This window comes from Rubrimonas cliftonensis, from assembly GCF_900107585.1.
Classification (GTDB): domain Bacteria; phylum Pseudomonadota; class Alphaproteobacteria; order Rhodobacterales; family Rhodobacteraceae; genus Rubrimonas; species Rubrimonas cliftonensis.
In genome coordinates this window covers 416,767-431,852 of record NZ_FNQM01000003.1, presented here as the reverse complement: position 1 = coordinate 431,852, position 15,086 = coordinate 416,767, and the positions used below count along the sequence as shown (strand labels likewise).

Here is a 15,086-nt window from a genome sequence, read left to right as displayed (position 1 = left end):
CCGGTCTATATCAGCCTGTCCCCGGGGGGATGCTCCAGGGACAGACGGTCGACGTAGCGCGACGGACGCGGCCCCGGCAAGCGGGCCGGGTGGCGCATTTGGCGGAGAAGGGCTCGCGAACCATGGGCGATGCGGCTGACGACGAACTCGACGCGCGCGGCCTGCTCTGCCCGCTGCCGGTGCTGAAGGCCCGCAAGCGGCTTCAGGGCATGGCCGAGGGCGCCGTGCTGAGCGTGCTCGCCGACGACCCGGCGGCCGTGGTGGACGTGCCGCATTTCTGCGCCGAGGCCGGACATGCGCTGCTCGAGCAGACGGCGGGGCGCTACCTCATCCGCAAGGGCGGCTGAGAGGGCCGCTCACCCGGCGGATCAGGGGGCCGATCTTGGGGCCGCGCTGCGCGCCCGGAACGCGTCGCAGGGGTCGTCGCGTTCGGCTGCGGGGAAGAACCAGACGTAATCGAAGCGCGCCGCGGCGTCCGCCCACGGATGCTCGCGCCAGTCCGTCGCCGCGCCGTGCTCGAGCAGCGCGAGGCTGACGATCGAGAGCCCCGGCTCGGCGGCCAGCAGCGCGCGCGGAGCGCCGAGGTCGCGCCGCGCGTGGCCGGCGCCCGCGATCAGGACGACGGGGCCGCCGTCGTCCGCTCCCATCGCCCGGGCGCGCAGCGCCGCGTCGGCGAAGGCGACGTCGCGCAGGATCTGCGCCTCGACCATCTGCGCGCCTACGCTCTCGGGGATGGCCCCGCAATGGGCGGCGACCTGATCGGCGGCGGCCTGCGCGCGCTGCGAATCACTCAGCATCCCGCCGACGTCGTAGCGCGCCGCCGCGGCGCCGAGCGTCGCCCGCGCCGCGGCCTCCGCGCCGTCGCGCATCGCCGCGCGGAGCGGCGCCGCCGCGACCTCGCCGCCCGTGACCGGAACGCCGGGAGCCGCTTCGAGAATGGGCGCATACAGCTCCCAGTCGGGCCAGCCGCGTTCGCTCCAGCGCAGCGCCTCCCCGACCGCCCGGCGCGGCGCGCCCTCGGCGCGCAGGCGCTCCAGCGGCCCCTCCAGCTCCGGCGGGATCATCTCGAAGGCCAGAGCCCGTGGCGCGAGCGCGCGCACCAGGCCCTCCTGCGCCGCATGGTGCCAAGGGTTGTCGTGCACCTCGCCGAGAATGGCGACGTCGCTGCGCGCGAGCGCCTCCACGAGTTCGTCCTGCGAGATCTCCCGCCCCGCCGCGACGTCGAAGACCCGGCCGGAGAGCGGGTTCGCCGCGGCGTCACCGCCCGGCGCCAACCCGCCGGCGGCCAGAATGACGGCGGCGACCAGAAGCTCCGCGGCTCTACCGATTCGCATGAAACCCTCCTGAGGCTCCCGGGAAGGTAGCGCGCCGCCGATCCACGCCAAGCGACGCCCGGGCGCGGTAGCGGCGGCGGCCCTGGTGGTCTATATGCTGACCGCTGATTAACGGGGGTGGTCGCATGGGCGGTGGAACGGTGAGGGCGGCGGCGTATCTCGCGCTCGCGCTGCTGCTCGTGGCGGCGTCCTGCCAGGCGACCTTCGGGGCCGAGCCTGCGTGGACGACGGTCGCCGAGGCCGCGCAGGCGGTCGCGCAATGAGCGGCGCGCGACGCTATGGCGGGGCGCACTCGCCCGGCGTGCGGGGGGGAGAAGGGGCCGGCTCGACCCGGCGCGTGGCGCCCAAGGCCCGGCCCTGGGCCGGCCGGGCCGTTCGGTCGACCTCGATGCGCGCCGCGGCGCTCTCGCTCTGGCCGAGCCTGCTGCCGCTCGGCGCGATCTGGGCGACGATGTCCGGCGACATGGGGCGGCTCGTCGGCCTCGTCGGCGTCTGGGCGGCGCTGCTGCTTGCGGCGAAGCTGACGCGCGACGGGGAGCTGGCGGCCGCCGCCTATTCGCGCAGCGCGATCGCCCGCCCGCCGGCCTTTCCCCGAAAACTCTTCGGCGCGGCGCTGACCGGCCTCGGCGTCGCCGCCTGCGGGGCGCTGGGCGGCGACGGCGTCGCGTCGGCGGCGCTCTTCGGCGCACTGGGAGCGGGGCTGCACGTCGTCGCCTTCGGGCCTGACCCGATGCGCGGCAAGGGGCTCGACGGGCTGGAGGGCGAGGCGCTTGACGCCGCCGTGACGCGCATCGAGACGGCCCGGCGGCTCATCGGCGAGATGGTCGCCGCGGCGGACGGTCTCGGCGACGCGGCGCTCGCGAAGCGCGTCCATGCGCTCGCGGAGGACGCCGAGCAGGTCGTGGCTCGGCTGGAACGCAACCCCGGCGAGATGCGCCGCGCGCGCCGTTTCCTCGCCGTCTATCTGGTCGGCGCGCGGGACGCGACGGTGGCCTTCGCGCAGGTGTGGGCGGAAACCGGCGACGCCGCGGCCGCCGAGCGCTACGCGGCCCTGCTGGACGATCTTTCGGCGCAGTTCGCGCGCTCGCGCGACGCCCTGACCGAGACGGACCGCGCCGCGCTCGACGTCGAGATCGACGTCCTGCGCGAGCGCCTGAAGATGGAAGGCGTCTGACGTCGGGCGTCGGCGCGATCGCGCAGTTCGGGGAGATCACAGACATGGCGCAGGACATCCGGGCGAAGGCGGAAACCGCGCTCGCCGAGGCCGACACGCTGGCGAGCCTGCCGGCGCCCGCAGCGGAGATCACGCCGCTCGAGGCCGCGCCGGCAGACAAGCGCGCGGCGATCGAGGCCCGCATGGCGGAACTCGACCTCGGCGACACGCAGTCGATCATCACCTTCGGCTCAAAGGCGCAGGAGGAGCTGACGGCGATCTCCAACGAGATGCTGGACGGCGTGCGCAACAAGGACACCGGCCCCGCCGGCGACGCGCTCGGCCGAATGGTCACCTCCATCCGCGGCTTCGACGTCGCCGAACTGAACCCGGGCCGCGACCGCAGCTGGTGGGAGTGGCTGATGGGCAAGGCGACGCCCGTCGCCGAGTTCGTCGCCCAGTACGAAGGCGTGCGCGGCCAGATCGACAAGATCGCCGACGACCTGCTCGGCCATGAGACGACGCTGCTAAAGGACATCAAGTTCCTCGACCGCCTGTATGAGAAGACGCTCGCGTTCTACGACGAGCTCGGTCTCTACATCGCGGCCGGCGAGGCGAGGATCGCCGGGCTCGACGCGGGCGACATCCCGGCCAAGGAGGCCTCCGTCGCCGGCGCGCCCGAGGGCGAGGCCGTGATCGCGGCGCAGGAGCTGCGCGACCTGCGCGCCGCCCGCGACGACCTCGAGCGCCGCGTCCATGACATGAAGCTGACGCGCCAGGTCACGATGCAGTCGCTGCCCTCGATCCGGCTGGTGCAGGAGAACGACAAGTCCCTGATCGGCAAGATCAAGTCGACGCTGGTGAACACCATCCCGCTGTGGGAGACGCAGCTCGCGCAGGCCGTCACCATCGCGCGCTCGCGCGACGCCGCGGAGGCGGTGAAGGGCGCGACCGACCTCACCAACGAATTGCTCACGAAGAACGCCGAGAATCTCCAGACGGCGAACCGCGAGGTGCGCGAGCAGATGGAGCGCGGCGTGTTCGACATCGAGGCGGTGAAGCAGGCCAACGACCGGTTGATCGCGACGATCAACGAAAGCCTCCAGATCGCGGACGAGGGCAAGGCCCGCCGCGCCGCCGCCGAGGCCGAGCTCGTCAAGATGGAGGGCGCCCTGAAGGAGACCCTCGCCGCCGCCCGCGCCAAGGCGAGCGGGACGGGCGACACGATCGGGACCGCCGTCAACTGACGCGGCGCCGCGCCGCCCGCGTCGCGCTGGCGGCGCTCGGTCTGCTGGCCGCCGCCTGCTCCGTAGAGGAGCGGGCGGCGCGCAGTTATTCCGAGCTGACGGCGGCGGTGCGGGAGGCGGGCGGCATGCGCACCGACTACGACCCCGCCGATGCGCCATGGTCGGCGGAAGACCTCGCCCGCAACCTCGAGCGCATCGCGTTCTACACGGAGTTCACCTTCGAAGCGGGCGCGCTCATACCGCGCGAACGCGAGACCCCGCTACTGAAATGGCAGGACCCGATCCGATACGCGCTGATCGGCGACGCGGTCGAGCGCGCCGACGTGGAGACCTACGCCGGCCTCGCGCGCCGGCTTTCGGCGATCACCCGGCTTCCCATCTCCGAGGCGACGGAGGGCGCGCCGCCGAATCTGCTGGTGCTCATCGTCTCGCGCGAGGCGCGCCGGCGCATCGCGGCGCGGCTCGACGCGAGCGACGCGCCGGTGGACAGCGGGCTGGCCTATCGGCTGCGCGGCGACGAATACGAGATCCCCTGCGCCGCGAGCGTGCGCGTGGGCGAACCCGACGGCGTCATCGTCTTCGGCGTGATCCTGATCAAGGCCGAGACGTCCGGTCTGCTGCGCGAGAGCTGCGCGCATGAGGAGTTCGCGCAGGCGCTCGGGCCGGGCAACGACTTCGCCGGCGCCCGCCCGTCGGTCTTCAACGACGATCAGGAATTCGCGCTTCTGACGGCCCATGACGAGGCGCTGCTGCGCGTGCTCTACGATCCGCGCCTGAAGCCGGGGATGTCGCGCCGGGAAGGGATGACGCTCGCGCGGCGGGTGATCGCCGAACTCGGCCGCTGACGCCGCCCGTCAATCGCCCGCCGCCGACTTTAACGCATAGAGCGCATCGAGCGCCTCGCGCGGCGTCATCGCGTCGGGGTCCAGCGCGCGCAGCGCGTCCAGCGCCGGCGAGGCGGCGGCGGGCGCGGCCGCCGGCGGACGCGCCGCGGCGAAGAGCGGCAGGTCGTCAATCAGCGCCATGGGCTTGGCCCCTCCGGCGTGGGCGCCTTCCTCCAGCGCCGCAAGCACCTCGCGCGCGCGGTCGACGACCACGGGGGGCAGACCCGCCAGCCGCGCCACCTGCACGCCGTAGGAGCGGTCGGCCGCGCCGGGGCGGACTTCGTGGAGAAAGACGACCTCGCCCTTCCACTCCCGCACCGCCATCGTGTTGACCGCCAGCGCCTCCAGCCGCTGCGCCAGCGCGGTCAACTCGTGGTAGTGGGTCGCGAAGAGCGCGCGGCAGCGGTTGACGTCGTGCAGGTGCTCCAGCGTCGCCCAGGCGATCGAGAGCCCGTCATAGGTGGCGGTGCCGCGGCCGATCTCGTCGAGGACCACCAGCGACTGCGGCCCGGCCTGGTTGAGGATCGCCGCCGTCTCGACCATCTCGACCATGAAGGTGGAGCGGCCGCGCGCAAGGTCGTCCGCCGCGCCGACGCGGCTGAACAGCCGGTCCACCACGCCGATCCGCGCGGCCTCCGCCGGGACGCAGGCGCCGGCCTGCGCCAGCACCGCGATCAGCGCGTTCTGGCGCAGCCAGGTCGACTTGCCCGCCATGTTCGGGCCGGTGAGCAGGCGCACCCGCGCCGCCGCGCCGCCGGAGAGGTCGCAGTCGTTGGGAATGAAGGCGCCCTCGCCGCGGGCCTTCAGCGCCTGCTCCACGACCGGATGACGCCCGCCGACCACCTCGAAGGCCGCGCCCTGCTCGACGACCGGGCGCACCCAGCGCTCGGCCTCGGCGAGTTCGGCGAAGCCCGCCGCGACGTCGACCTCCGCCAGCGCGTCCGCCGCGTCCGCCACGGCGCCGGCCTGCGCGAGCACCGCGTCGCGCAGCTCGCCGAAGATCCGCGTCTCGACCGCCAGCGCCGCATCCGCCGCGCCGAGAATGCGCGATTCGAGGTCGGCGAGCGCGTCGGTGGTGAAGCGCATGGCGTTGGCCATGGTCTGCCGGTGGCGGAAGATGTCGGGCAGGGCGGTCAGCTTCGGCCCGTGCGCCGCGCCGACCTCGATGAAGTAGCCGAGCACGCCGTTGTGGCGGATCTTGAGCGAGGCGACGCCCGCCTGCGCGGCGTAGTCGGCCTGAAGCCCGGCGATCACCCCACGCCCCTCGTCGCGCAGTTTTCGCGCCGCGTCGAGCTCCGCATCCACGCCCTGCGCGATCGTCCCGCCGTCGCGGAGCGCCATGGGTGGGCTTTCGGCCAGTCTGGCGGCCAGATGCGCGGCCAGCGCCGCCGGCGCCCCGAGTCGCCGCGCGGCGTCGGCCAGCGCGGCCGGCGGGTCGGCGGCCGCGAGCAGCGCGCCGGCCTCGGCGCCGCGCGCCAGACCGTCGCGCAGGGCGCCGAGGTCGCGCGGCCCGGCGCGGTCCAGCGCCAGCCGGGCCAGCGGGCGCGCCGTCTCGGGCGCCTGCTTCAGCGCCGCGCGCAGCCGGGCGCGCAGTTCGGGCTCGGCGCGCAGGAACGCCACGGCGTCCTGCCGCGCGGCTACGGCCTGCGGGTCGGTGAGCGGGGCGGCGAGGCGCGTCTCCAGCAGCCGCGCGCCGCCCGGCGTCACGGTGCGGTCCACCGCCGTCAGCAGCGCGCCCTCGCGCGCGCCGGAGAGCGTGCGGGTGAGCTCCAGATTGCGCCGGGTGGCGGGGTCGATCGCCATGGCTGCCTGCGCGGTCTCGCGGCGCGGGGGGCGGATATGGGGCGCCGCGGCCCCTTGCGTCATGCGCACATAGTCGAGCACCGCGCCCATCGCCGCGATCTCGGGCCGCGAGAAGGCGCCAAAACCCTCCAGCGTCGCGACGCCGAACTGCGCGGTCAGCCGTCGCTCGGCCCCGCCGCTCTCGAAGCTGGCCGGCCCCAGCGTCGCGGCGACGGCGCCGGCCTCGCGCGCCAGCGCCTCGATCTCGGCGTCGGCGGCGTGCGCCTCGCCGAGCAGGAGTTCGCGCGGCGCCGTGCGCGCCAGCGCCGCCGCCAGCTCCGCGCGCGCCGCCGGCATCGCGGCGAAGGCGCCGGTGGAGAGGTCGAGCCAGGCCAGCCCGCCCTCGCCGCGGACCTCCGCCCAGGCGGCCAGCGGCGCGGCGCCGCGCGCCTCCAGCAGCGCGTCCTCGGTCAGGGTGCCGGGGGTGACGAGCCGCACCACCTCCCGCCGCACGACCGACTTCGCGCCGCGCTTCCGGGCCTCGGCGGGGTCTTCGGTCTGCTCGCAGATGGCGACGCGGAAGCCTTTTCGGATCAGCGTGTTGAGATAGGCCTCATGGCTGTGGACGGGCACGCCGCACATCGGGATGTCGCGCCCCTCGTGCTGGCCGCGTTTGGTCAGCGCGATGTCGAGCGCGGCTGCGGCGGCGGCGGCGTCCTCGAAGAACAGCTCGTAGAAGTCGCCCATGCGGTAGAACAGCAGCGCGTCCGCATGGTCGGCCTTGATGCCGAGATACTGCGCCATCATGGGCGAGGGGCCCTCAGCCATCCGCGCGCTCCGGATACCGCACCGCGACGAGGTAGAGCCCCTGGGGCGGCGCGACCGGCCCGCAGGCGGCGCGGTCGCAGGCCGCAAGCGCCTCGCCGACGCGCGCGGGCGGCCAGCGCCCGGCGCCGACCTGCGCCAGCGTGCCGACGATGCTGCGCACCTGGTTGTGCAGGAAGCTGCGCGCCCGCGCCGTCACCGCGATCTCGTCGCCCGACCGCTCGACCGTCACCGCGTCGAGCGTCTTGACCGGCGAGAGCGCCTGGCACTGCGCCGCGCGGAAGGTGGTGAAGTCGTGATGCCCGACGAGATGCGCCGCGCCCTCGGCCATCGCGGCCTCGTCGAGCGGCCCGTGATGGCGCCAGGCCAGACCCTTCTCCACCGTCAGCGGCGCGCGCCGGTCGCGTATCCGGTAGCGGTAGAGGCGCTCCACGGCGTCGAACCGGGCATGGAAGTCGGTCTCGGCCTCCTGCGCCGACGTCACCGCGATCGGCCAGCGCTTTAGATGGTGGTTGAGCGCGGCGGCGAGGCGGAACGGATCCCACGCTCGCGCCACGTCGACATGGGCGACCTGGCCGAGCGCGTGCACGCCGGCGTCTGTGCGCCCCGCGCCCGTGACCGGACCCGCCTCGGGCGCGATGCGGGCCAGCGCCTCCTCCAGCGCCCCCTGCACCGAGGGCGCGTCGGCCTGACGCTGCCAGCCGCTGAACGGCCCGCCATGATATTCCAGTGTGAGCTTGAAGCGCGGCATGGGAGCCTGTCCTAGCGCGCGCCCGCGCGACGAGCCAGCCCCTCCCAATCCGGCGCGCGCCGGTCTATGTGCAGGCGGAACGGAAGCGGAGAACCCGGGCGTGATCGGCGGACTGATCGACGACATGATGCGCGCCGTCGAGGACGCGCGCGACAGCGCGACCGAGGCGCTGTTCGAACCGACCCTGCGCCTCGGCGTGACCGGGCTCAGCCGGGCGGGCAAGACGGTGTTCATCGCCTCGCTGGTGGCGAACCTGCTCGCGCGCGGCCGCATGAGCCGGCTCAAGGCCGAGGCGGAGGGCCGCATCGGCGCGGTCGCCCTGCGGCCGCAGCCGGACCGCGACGTGCCGCGCTTCGACTTCGAGAGCCACATGGCCGCGCTCTCCGCGCCCGAGCCGCGCTGGCCCCAGGGCACCCGCTCCATCGCGCAGCTGCGCCTCTCGATCCGGCATCGCTCGGCGAACTGGCTGGAGCGGATGACCGGCGACAGCACGCTGCATCTCGACATCGTCGACTATCCCGGCGAGTGGCTGCTCGACCTCGCGCTGATCGGGCAGGACTACGCCGCGTGGTCGGACAGGGCGCTGGCGCTCGCCCGCGCGCCGCTGCGCGCGCCGCTGGCGGCGCCGTGGCTCGCGCTTCTCGACGCCGCGGACCCCGACGCCGCTCTCGACGAGACGCAGGCGAGGGCGCTGTCGGCGGCCTACGCCGACTATCTCAAGCGCGCCAAGGCCGCCGGGCTGTCGGGGCTCACGCCGGGGCGTTTTCTGCTGCCCGGAGAGCTGGAGGGCTCGCCGGCGTTGACCTTCTGCCCGCTGCCGGCGGGCTCGAAGCGCCGCCGCGGGGGCATGCGGGCGGAGTTCGAACGCCGCTACGACGCCTATGTGGCCCGCGTCGCCAAGCCGTTCTTCCGCGACCACTTCGCGCGGATCGACCGCCAGGTGGTGCTGGTCGACCTGCTCGGCGCGCTCGACGCCGGGCCCGGCGCCGTGGCCGACCTGCGCGACGCGATGACCGCGGTGCTCGGCTGTTTCCGGCCGGGCGGCGGCTGGCTCGCGTCGATCCTCGGCCGGCGCATCGACCGCATCCTGTTCGCCGCGACCAAGGCCGACCATGTGCACCATGTCCAGCATCCGCGCCTGACGGCGATGATGCAGGCGATGCTGCGCGAGAGCGTCGCGCGGGCGGAGTTCCGCGGCGCGAAGGTCGAGACGATGGCCATCGCCGCCCTGCGCGCGACCGTGGAGCAGGAGGTGGCGCGCGACGGCCGCCAGCTTCCCTGCGTGCGCGGGCGCCTGCTGGAGACCGGGCGCGAGGCGGCGCTCTTTCCCGGCGACCTGCCTGACAACCCCGCGGCGGTGCTGGCGCAGGCGCGGGAGGACGCGCCGCCGGGGGCTGGGTGGCTGGGCGGCGAGCTCGACCTGATGGATTTCGCGCCGCCGAAGCCCTCGGCGAGCGCGCGGGCCGGCGACGGGCCGCCGCATATCCGGCTCGACCGGGCGGCGGAGTTCCTGCTCGGCGACCGGCTGGCGTGAGGGAGGGGACCATGGCGGAATTCGAGGTCGAAGACGCGCCGGGCGCGACGAAGAACCCGCGGCGGCGCCCCGCGCTGTTCGAGATCGAGCCCGAGGCGCCCGGCGCCGGGGCCGGTGCCTCGACGCCCTTCGACGCGCCGCAGCCGCCCGACGAGCCCGGCGCCGGCGCGCCGCCGGCGGGCGCCGCGGCGCTGAAGGTCGCGGCGGGGCGCTCCTCCGGGCTGGCGCGCTGGTTCTGGGGCGCGGCGCTCGGCCTGCTCGGCATGGCGCTCAGCGTCGCCGCCTGGGACTTCGCCGCCAACCTGCTGAGCCGAAATCCGGTGCTCGGGGCCGTCGCCGCGACGCTCGCCGTCGTCGCCGCGGTCGCGCTGGCGCTGTTTGCGCTGCGCGAGGCGGCCGCGGTGGCGCGGCTGGGCCGCGTGGAGGCGGCGCGGGAGGCGCTGGCGGGCGCGACCGACCGTCCGGCGGCGGCGGCGGCGGTCGAACGGCTCAGGCGGCTCTACGCGGGCCGGGCCGACCTCGCCTGGGCGCTGGCCGATCTCAAGACGCGGCTGCCCGACGCCATCGACGCCGAGGCGGTGCGCGAACTTGCCGAGCGGACGCTGATGACGCCGCTCGACGCGCAGGCGCAGGCCGCGGTGGCGCGCTCCGCCCGCCAGGTCGCCGCCGCGACGGCGCTCATTCCCATCGCGCTCGTGGACGTGCTGGCGACGCTGGCGATCAATCTCGCGATGATCCGCCGCGTCGCTGAGATATACGGCGGCCGCGCCGGCTGGCTCGGCTCGCTGCGGCTGCTGCGCGCGGTGGCGGGACACATTCTCGCCACCGGCGCGGTCTCCATCGGCGACGACATGATCGGCCCGGCGCTCGGCGGCGGCGTCGCGAGCCGGCTGTCGCGCCGCTTCGGCGAGGGACTGCTCAACGGCGCGCTCTGCGCCCGCGTCGGCGTCGCGGCCATCGAGGTGTGCCGCCCGGCGGCCTTCGTCGCGCTGCCGCGGCCGAGCTGGCGCGGGCTGGCGGGCGCCGCGATCCGCGGGCTGGCGGGCGAGACGGCGCGCTGAGGGCGCAGCCTCACTCCTCGCCGGGCCGCCCGCTTCTGAGAGCATGCAGGTTGCGCCACGCGACCAGCTGATCGGCCTCGATGGTGCGCCCGGCTTCGCGCAGCCTTGCGGCGACCGCCTCCAGTGAGCTGAGATCGCTCGCAACTTCTTCTGGCGTGCTGCGGGTTGGAGGTTCGCGGCTGGTCACTGTGGCGGCCCTGTGATTTACGTCAACGTCAACGTAAGGCTGTCTCTAAGTCAGAATCGCCTTTCTTCCTATCGGTTGTTTTACCTTCGGGTTAAATTCATGGCGGCCATGCGCTGCGCGCAGGTTTCTGGACGTAGGTCGCGCACGCTGGTATCTGCCCGGCGATGGAATACCGGGGCGGCATGCGAATTAGCGGCCCGGCCTCCTGAGCGGAGCGCCGGGTATGTCAGCCGCGCTGCGGCCGAGCCGATGCCGATAGCCTCAATTCTTTACGGGAACACGCGCCCCATGTCCTCCGACGTCTCCGCGCCCGACGCTGCCGCGCCCGACTACAAGAACACCCTTTTCCTGCCGCAGACGGATTTCCCGATGCGCGCCGGCCTGCCGAAGCGTGAGCCGGAATGGCTGGCGCGCTGGGAGGCGATGGGGCTCTACCGCCGCCTGCGCGAGACCGCCGCGGACCGCCCGAAATTCGAGCTGCACGACGGCCCGCCCTACGCCAACGGCCACCTGCACATCGGCCACGCGCTCAACAAGATCCTCAAGGACTTCGTGGTGCGCTCGCGCCAGATGCTCGGCCACGACAGCCGCTACGTGCCGGGCTGGGACTGTCACGGCCTGCCGATCGAGTGGAAGATCGAGGAGCAGTTCCGCGCCAGGGGCCAGGACAAGGACGCCGTCCCGGTCAATGAGCTGCGCGCCCAGTGCCGCGCCTTCGCCGCCGAATGGGTGGACGTGCAGCGCGAGGAGTTCAAGCGCCTCGGGATCGGCGGCGACTGGGAAAATCCTTATCTTACAATGGATTTCGCCGCCGAGGCCACCATCGCGTCTGAATTCATGGCCTTCGTGATGAACGGCTCGCTCTACAAGGGTTCAAAGCCGGTGATGTGGTCCCCGGTCGAGCAGACCGCGCTGGCCGAGGCGGAGGTCGAGTATCACGAGCGCCAGTCGCCGACGATCTGGGTGCGGTTCAGACCCGTCACGCTCTCGGTCGACCAGCGCACAAGCCCCGACTGGCGGCCGGGCGACCTCGCCGGCGCCGACGTTGTGATCTGGACGACCACGCCCTGGACCATCCCGCAGAACCGCGCCGTCTGCTTCAATCCGGGGCTCTCCTACGGCCTCTACGGCGTGACCGAGGCCGCCGAGGACAATTGGGCGAGGACCGGCGAGACCTTCCTGCTGGCCGACAAGCTGGCCGCGGATGTGTTCGCGCAGGCGCGCGTCGGCGGCTACGAGCGGCTGCGCGGCGTGGCGGCGACGGAACTGGAGGCGCTCGTCTGCGCCCATCCCCTGCGCGGCGTGGAAGGCGGGGCCGGCGAGTGGGACTATGACGTGCCCCTGCTGCCCGGCGACCACGTCACCGACGAGGCGGGAACGGGCTTCGTGCACACCGCGCCCTCGCACGGCCTCGACGACTACGAGATCGGCCAGCGCTTCAAGCTGGAGATGACCCACAATGTCGGGCCGGACGGGGCCTTCCGCGCCGACCTGCCGCTGTTCGGCGGGCTTGGCGTCCTCGACGCCAAGGGCAAGGAGGGCAAGGCGAACGCCGCCGTCATCGAGAAGCTTCAGGAGGCGGGCGCGCTGATGGCGCGGGGCCGCCTCAAGCACAGCTACCCGCACTCGTGGCGCTCCAAGGCGCCGCTGATCTACCGCAACACGCCGCAATGGTTCATCGCCATAGACAGGCCGCTCGACGACGGCCATGGCGAGCACGGGGCCACCATCCGCGAGCGGGCGCTGAAATCCATCAACGAGCTCGTCGCCTTCACGCCGCCCGCCGGCCAGAACCGCCTGCGCGCGATGATCGCCCAGCGACCCGACTGGGTGGTGAGCCGCCAGCGCGCCTGGGGCGTGCCGCTGACCTGCTTCGTCAACCGCGAGACGGGCGAACTGCTGCGCGACCCGGAGGTGAACGCCCGCGTCGCGGCGGCGTTTCGCGAGGAGGGCGCCGACGCCTGGTTCGCCGAGGGCGCCAAGGCGCGCTTCCTCGGGAACGCCTATGACCCCGAGGCGTGGGACCAGGTGCGCGACATCCTCGACGTGTGGTTCGATTCGGGCTCGACCCACGCCTTCGCGCTGCGCGACCGTGGCGGCCAGTGGCCGGCGGACGTCTATCTGGAGGGCTCCGACCAGCATCGCGGCTGGTTCCATTCCTCGCTGCTGCAGGGCTGCGGCACGCGGGGGCGGGCGCCTTACAAGGCGGTCGTCACCCACGGCTTCACCCTCGACCAGAACGGCGAGAAGATGTCGAAGTCCAAGGGCAACGTCGTCGCGCCCGAGAAGGTCGTGCAGGAATACGGCGCCGACATCCTGCGCCTGTGGGTGGCCACCGCCGACTACACCGACGACCAGCGCCTCGGGCCGGACATCCTGAAGGCCGCCGCCGACGGCTACCGCCGCCTGCGCAACGGGTTCCGCTACATGCTCGGCGCGCTGGACGGGTTCGACGCCGCCGAGCGCGTCGCGACGGCGGAGATGCCCGAGCTGGAGCGCTGGGTGCTGCACCGTCTGGCGGAGCTGGATGCGGAGGTCCGCGCGGCCTATGGCGCCTACGCCTTCCAGCGGGCCTATGCCGCGCTCTTCAACTTCGTGACCGGAGACCTTTCGGCGTTCTACTTCGACGTGCGCAAGGACGCGCTCTACTGCGACGCGCCCGACAGCCTGCGCCGCCGCGCCTGCCGCACGGTCATGGACGCGCTGTTCGCGCGGCTGACGACCTGGTTCGCGCCGATGCTGGTGTTCACCATGGAGGAGGTCTGGCTCTCCCGCTTCCCCGGCGAGGACGCGTCGGTGCATCTGGAGACCTTCCCCGAGACGCCGGCCGACTGGCGCGACGACGCGCTCGCCGCGCGCATGGCGCAGCTTCGGCGGGTGCGCCGCGTCGGGCTCGGCGCGCTGGAGGTGGAGCGGCGCGAGAAGCGCATCGGCGCGGCGCTGGAGGCCGCGCCGGTGATCCATGTGGCTGACGCGGCGCTGCGCGAGACGGCGGCTTCGGCCGACATGGCGGAACTGCTGATCGCCTCCGGCGCGACCGTGACCGACGCGCCGGCGCCGGCGGGGGCCTTCACGCTGCCGGAGGTTCCCGGCGTCGCCGTGGTCGCCGCGCTGGCGGAGGGGGCGAAATGCGCCCGCTGCTGGCGCGTGCTGCGCGACGTCGGCCGACACGCCCATCCCGAGACCTGCGAGCGCTGCGACGCGGCGCTCGCCTGACGGCGGCCTTCCCGGGCGGCCGCGCAGGGGCGGCGGGCGTTTCCCCGGCGCGCAGCCTCGGCCGCCCGGCGTCAGGCGCTGGCATTGTCGCAACAGCATGGCGCCTCCCGCCTGTCCGGAGGCATCTTCGTGCTTTGCGCGTTCTCTCGGTTGTGATTAACCTTTATGCAATCGGTGTTGTCGCGGCGAACCTGCCAAGCGGAAGGGAACTGTGGGCATGAAACTGCGTGGAATTGCGATTGCGCTGCTGTGTTCCGGCGCGCCGCTGTCGGCCCCGGCGGCCGACCACACCGTTTACTTTGCGCTCGACAGCGACCGGCTGAGCCCGGACGGCTCGTCGATCGTGAGCGCCGCCGCGGCCGACTACGCCGCCACCGGAGAGACGGCGGTAAGCCTTGTCGGCCACGCCGACGCCTCCGGCCCGGCCGACTACAACGAGGATCTGTCGCGCCGTCGCGCCGAGCGGGTGGTTGCGGCGCTTGTGGCCGCCGGCGTGCCCGGTTCGGCGATCACCGCCGCCTGGCGCGGCGAGGCCGATCCCGCGGTGGGGACCGCCGATGGCGTGGTCGAGCCCCTGAACCGCCGGGTCGAGATCACCGTGTCCCAGTCGGTCCTGCCGGCCGCGCCCGAGCCCATCGCGCAGACCCTCAGCCGCATCGCCATCGGCCTCGGCCCCTATGTCGGCTACAACATGCAGGACGGCGACGAGAGCGTGTTCCTCGGCGGCAACCTGACCGCGACCTACTTCGCGACGCCCAACGTCGCGCTGACCGGCGAGACCGCTCTGTTCTGGAACCTCGACGCGCGGGACGAGGGCCTCGGCTTCCGGGGCGCGCTCGGCGCGGACTACCATTTCGCCGATTACGGCGTCGGCGGCGGCGTGCTGCCCTATGTCGGCGTCAACGCGGGCTACATGACGATCGACGGCAGCGGCAAGGGCGGCTTCTTCGCCGGGCCCGAGGTCGGCCTGTCGATCTTCGGCGTGAACGCGAAGCTCGCCTACGACATCGTAGAGGATCGCGACCTCGAGGAAGGCGTCATCTCGCTGACGCTGGCCTACGACTTCCGCTTCTGACGCGGCCGCCCGACCTGAGGATGCGCCCCGCGCCTGT

Annotated in this window: 12 protein-coding genes; 9 read left to right on the top strand and 3 right to left on the bottom strand. The window is 73.5% G+C overall.

Translation table 11 applies throughout. The annotated features are described in order from the left end of the window. Nucleotides 1-122 precede the first annotated feature (122 nt). Nucleotides 123-347 carry a sulfurtransferase TusA family protein gene (locus tag BLW43_RS07535; protein WP_093251180.1) on the top strand — a complete coding sequence of 75 codons (225 nt, stop codon included), beginning with the start codon at nt 123-125 and terminating at the stop codon, nt 345-347. 21 nt (nt 348-368) lie between these two features. Here the strand turns inward: BLW43_RS07535 and BLW43_RS07530 are convergent, their stop codons facing one another. Beyond that, the gene (locus tag BLW43_RS07530) at nt 369-1,334 is read right to left on the bottom strand and encodes a ChaN family lipoprotein (RefSeq protein ID WP_093251178.1); all 966 of its coding nucleotides are present in this window, start codon (nt 1,332-1,334) and stop codon (nt 369-371) included. Between the two features lie 125 nt (nt 1,335-1,459). Between BLW43_RS07530 and BLW43_RS23430 the strand changes: the two genes are divergently transcribed. The 4 genes from BLW43_RS23430 to BLW43_RS07515 all read left to right on the top strand — a co-directional run bounded on the left by BLW43_RS23430 (nt 1,460) and on the right by BLW43_RS07515 (nt 4,579). Continuing rightward, on the top strand, nt 1,460-1,597 hold the full coding sequence (locus tag BLW43_RS23430; protein ID WP_175478798.1) for a hypothetical protein: 138 nt from the start codon (nt 1,460-1,462) through the stop codon (nt 1,595-1,597). Continuing rightward, nucleotides 1,594-2,508: a 5-bromo-4-chloroindolyl phosphate hydrolysis family protein gene (locus tag BLW43_RS07525; RefSeq protein ID WP_093251175.1), complete on the top strand. Its 915-nt coding sequence runs from the start codon at nt 1,594-1,596 to the stop codon at nt 2,506-2,508. Before BLW43_RS23430 ends, BLW43_RS07525 begins: the two co-directional genes overlap by 4 nt. A gap of 44 nt (nt 2,509-2,552) precedes the next feature. After that, complete coding sequence (locus BLW43_RS07520) at nt 2,553-3,734, top strand: toxic anion resistance protein (RefSeq protein WP_093251172.1); 1,182 nt, start codon at nt 2,553-2,555, stop codon at nt 3,732-3,734. 125 nt (nt 3,735-3,859) lie between these two features. Then, nucleotides 3,860-4,579 (top strand): DUF2927 domain-containing protein, encoded by a 720-nt coding sequence (locus BLW43_RS07515; RefSeq protein ID WP_093251170.1) that lies wholly within the window; start codon nt 3,860-3,862, stop codon nt 4,577-4,579. Nucleotides 4,580-4,588: 9 nt separating this feature from the next. Here the strand turns inward: BLW43_RS07515 and mutS are convergent, their stop codons facing one another. Together mutS and truA are read right to left on the bottom strand one after the other, a co-directional pair. Next, nucleotides 4,589-7,228: a DNA mismatch repair protein MutS gene (gene mutS, locus BLW43_RS07510; RefSeq protein ID WP_093251167.1), complete on the bottom strand. Its 2,640-nt coding sequence runs from the start codon at nt 7,226-7,228 to the stop codon at nt 4,589-4,591. Then, a complete protein-coding gene (gene truA / locus BLW43_RS07505; protein ID WP_093251165.1) occupies nt 7,221-7,976 on the bottom strand; it encodes a tRNA pseudouridine(38-40) synthase TruA in 756 nt (251 codons plus the stop codon). The genes mutS and truA overlap by 8 nt, the downstream gene beginning before the upstream one ends. 124 nt (nt 7,977-8,100) lie before the next feature. Between truA and BLW43_RS07500 the strand changes: the two genes are divergently transcribed. From BLW43_RS07500 to BLW43_RS07485, 4 genes are all read left to right on the top strand, one after another. Further along, nucleotides 8,101-9,510 (top strand): YcjX family GTP-binding protein, encoded by a 1,410-nt coding sequence (locus BLW43_RS07500; RefSeq protein WP_093251647.1) that lies wholly within the window; start codon nt 8,101-8,103, stop codon nt 9,508-9,510. 11 nt (nt 9,511-9,521) lie between these two features. Next, a complete protein-coding gene (locus BLW43_RS07495) occupies nt 9,522-10,571 on the top strand; it encodes a YcjF family protein (RefSeq protein ID WP_093251162.1) in 1,050 nt (349 codons plus the stop codon). Between the two features lie 475 nt (nt 10,572-11,046). Then, complete coding sequence (gene ileS, locus BLW43_RS07490) at nt 11,047-13,974, top strand: isoleucine--tRNA ligase (protein ID WP_093251160.1); 2,928 nt, start codon at nt 11,047-11,049, stop codon at nt 13,972-13,974. A gap of 217 nt (nt 13,975-14,191) precedes the next feature. Beyond that, on the top strand, nt 14,192-15,049 hold the full coding sequence (locus BLW43_RS07485; RefSeq protein ID WP_093251157.1) for an OmpA family protein: 858 nt from the start codon (nt 14,192-14,194) through the stop codon (nt 15,047-15,049). The last annotated feature ends 37 nt before the right edge of the window (nt 15,050-15,086 follow it).

Bases quoted from the DNA above. Each gene is read 5' to 3' on its own strand.
- BLW43_RS07495 (WP_093251162.1), top strand. From the start codon at position 9,522: ATGGCGGAATTCGAGGTCGAAGACGCGCCGGGCGCGACGAAGAACCCG.
- BLW43_RS23430 (WP_175478798.1), top strand. From the start codon at position 1,460: ATGGGCGGTGGAACGGTGAGGGCGGCGGCGTATCTCGCGCTCGCGCTG.
- BLW43_RS07485 (WP_093251157.1), top strand. From the start codon at position 14,192: ATGAAACTGCGTGGAATTGCGATTGCGCTGCTGTGTTCCGGCGCGCCG.
- BLW43_RS07520 (WP_093251172.1), top strand. From the start codon at position 2,553: ATGGCGCAGGACATCCGGGCGAAGGCGGAAACCGCGCTCGCCGAGGCC.
- BLW43_RS07500 (WP_093251647.1), top strand. From the start codon at position 8,101: ATGATGCGCGCCGTCGAGGACGCGCGCGACAGCGCGACCGAGGCGCTG.
- BLW43_RS07525 (WP_093251175.1), top strand. From the start codon at position 1,594: ATGAGCGGCGCGCGACGCTATGGCGGGGCGCACTCGCCCGGCGTGCGG.
- BLW43_RS07515 (WP_093251170.1), top strand. From the start codon at position 3,860: ATGCGCACCGACTACGACCCCGCCGATGCGCCATGGTCGGCGGAAGAC.
- BLW43_RS07535 (WP_093251180.1), top strand. From the start codon at position 123: ATGGGCGATGCGGCTGACGACGAACTCGACGCGCGCGGCCTGCTCTGC.
- ileS (WP_093251160.1), top strand. From the start codon at position 11,047: ATGTCCTCCGACGTCTCCGCGCCCGACGCTGCCGCGCCCGACTACAAG.
- BLW43_RS07530 (WP_093251178.1), bottom strand. From the start codon at position 1,334: ATGCGAATCGGTAGAGCCGCGGAGCTTCTGGTCGCCGCCGTCATTCTG.
- truA (WP_093251165.1), bottom strand. From the start codon at position 7,976: ATGCCGCGCTTCAAGCTCACACTGGAATATCATGGCGGGCCGTTCAGC.
- mutS (WP_093251167.1), bottom strand. From the start codon at position 7,228: ATGGCTGAGGGCCCCTCGCCCATGATGGCGCAGTATCTCGGCATCAAG.